The sequence below is a fragment of the Bradyrhizobium sp. P2_E8 genome, assembly GCF_056403875.1.
This window is the reverse complement of record NZ_JBFUES010001572.1, coordinates 1-1096: the sequence shown is the minus strand read 5'-3', so window position 1 is coordinate 1096 and position 1096 is coordinate 1. Positions and strand designations below refer to the sequence as shown.

The following is a 1096-nucleotide window of genomic DNA, read 5'->3' as shown; positions in this document are numbered from 1 at the left end:
ACCAACGCCCTTGGGCTGGCGCGCAAGGACCGCGGCCTCGGCTTCCGCACCGAGATATTGCAGCCAATTGCGGAATAGGGCCGCGGCCGCGCTGCCGGCGGCGATATCAGCGCGCAAGTTCAGCGCCGGCAGGTCGTTGGTCAACGCCGGATGGCGCTGGTGCCTCGCCTTCTTCTCGAAGCGCGCCAGCTTCTCTTCCGTCACTGCGTCAAAATAGCTCACGGGCAAATGCGGATAATTCTCGCGCTCACGCGCGAGGTAACGGCCGATGTCGCGCAGATACTCGCGCTGAAGCGACAATGCGTCATATTCGGGGTGGCCCTGGAAGAACACGAAGCGGCTGGCATATTGGCGGACGAAGACGTCGACGCCGGCCAGCGCCGAGCGTGTCAGCACCCGATAGCCGGCCTGATCGAGGTCGCTCTCGACAATCTCGTTCAGGCGCGAATGCGAAACCTTGAGCGGCGCGGGCACGGCATGCGTCAGCGGGTCGCTCGTGACGGCCGCGCAGTCGAAGATGCCGTGACACTTGGCCGGCAACCGTCGCCGCGCGATGCCGTCGAGGTGCAGGACTGCGGCATGCGCGGCGAGGCATGACCAGATCGTCGAGCGCGTGTTGGCCTTGGCCCAATCGACCAGATCGGTGAGGTCGCGCCAGTACGGCTCCTGGTCGAGCTCGGGCGCGACCGGCTCGGCGCCGGTCACGATCAGCCCGTCGAACCGCTGACGCTTGAGGTCCGCGAGATCGGAATATTCGCTCTCGACGTGCCATTTCGCTTCGGGCGAGCGCTTGACCGAGGGCAGCGAGAAGCAGTGGAAGCGGATGCGGCGCGGGCCCGCGGCGGCCTGGAGCAGCTTCATGAACTGCCGCTCGGTCGCCTTCAGGGCCGGATCAGGCATGTTGTTGATCAGCCCGATGGTGAGCTCGGCGCCGGCATGATCGCGCGCCAGATCGCCCTCGGCCGGCACCAGCGCCGGGCTCGATATCCCGTGATCCCTGTTGATCAGGATCGTCATCGGGGCCGTCGCCTACTCCGCGGCCTGGAGGCGCGACGACGGACAGGCTTTCTCCAACGCCTGGTCGATGTCCTCGATG

Annotated in this window: 1 protein-coding gene; it reads right to left on the bottom strand. The window is 66.4% G+C overall.

The genetic code is table 11. The features are described 5' to 3' along the window. On the bottom strand, positions 1-1017 hold a 1017-nt coding region (metA, locus tag AC1D00_RS42385), incomplete at its 3' end, for a homoserine O-succinyltransferase MetA (protein ID WP_477014816.1). Between the last annotated feature and the right edge of the window lie 79 nt (positions 1018-1096).